The 1,002-nt window shown below is 69.6% G+C and carries 1 protein-coding gene and 1 pseudogene; both read left to right on the forward strand.

Annotated elements, in window-relative coordinates; translation table 11 throughout:
• Positions 1-82: 82 nt before the first annotated feature.
• Positions 83-262: pseudogene (locus tag AB8Z75_RS34955) on the forward strand (IS5/IS1182 family transposase); the annotation flags it as partial.
• Positions 263-301: 39 nt separating this feature from the next.
• Complete coding sequence (locus tag AB8Z75_RS34960) at positions 302-700, forward strand: hypothetical protein (RefSeq protein WP_369209170.1); 399 nt, start codon at positions 302-304, stop codon at positions 698-700.
• The last annotated feature ends 302 nt before the right edge of the window (positions 701-1,002 follow it).

Here is a 1,002-nt window from a genome sequence, read left to right on the forward strand (position 1 = left end):
TTGATGCCCCGTCGCCCAGCCTGATGACCAGCGGGCCAACCGTCGGCGGCAGGGACGGGACGGCGGTCGCCCACCGGCCTTCGACAAGACCCAGTACCGCCGCCGCAGTGCCGTCGAGCGGTGCGTCAACAAGTGGAAGCAGTACCGCGCGGTGGCCAGCCGCTACGACAAGCGCGACTACATCTTCAACGGCACACTCGCCGTCACAGCGATCAACATCTGGCTCCGCGACACCGTCCAAGAGCCATCAGAAACGGCCTAGCCGACCACCACCGTCCTCGCCGCGACCCTGTGCGCGGGCGTGACCGTCCTGACCCCCGCGGCCTCCGCAGAGCCTGCGGCGCCGAAGCCCGTCACCTGCCGCGACGCGCAGGGCCGGCCCTACCTCAAAGGCGAGAGCAAGTTCAGCGGCACGCTGCCCTCACTGAAGGACACCGCGGCAGGCGCCAAGCCCGTCTTCCGCAGCCGGGTGGACTGGTCGGACGGCACGGTGACCACGGGCACGTTCACCGACTTCAAGACGAGCTTGACCCAAGACGGTGGCCTGGAGTTCACGATCAAGGGCTTCAACGACGCCGACAGCACCACCCGGTTCGCCGGCTACTCCGTCTCCGCCGTCGGGCGGTCCGCCCGCCTGGGTATGGACCCCGCCGAGGAAGTGCAGAAGTCGCAGAAGGGCAAGATCGCCTACATGCCCTGACCACCCGGCGGGTGTGGCAGTGCCCCGCCGGGTGGTCAGGGCATGTAGGGGCCGCGCTGCGCACCCGCGAACGCCCCCGCGTGAAAGACCCGAGAATGCACCGGACACCGGCCGACGGGCTCGCGGTACGGCGTACTTCGATCCCTTCGATCCCGCCCTGCACACCGACCCGTACTCCCGTTACGCCGACACCCGCCGCGCTGCGCACCCGCGAACGCCCCCGCGTGAAAGACCTGAGAATGCACCGGACACCGGCCGACGGGCTCGCGGTACGGCGTACTTCGATCCCTCCGATCCCGCCC

The sequence above is a fragment of the Streptomyces sp. PU-14G genome, from assembly GCF_041028275.1.
Taxonomy (GTDB): domain Bacteria; phylum Actinomycetota; class Actinomycetes; order Streptomycetales; family Streptomycetaceae; genus Streptomyces.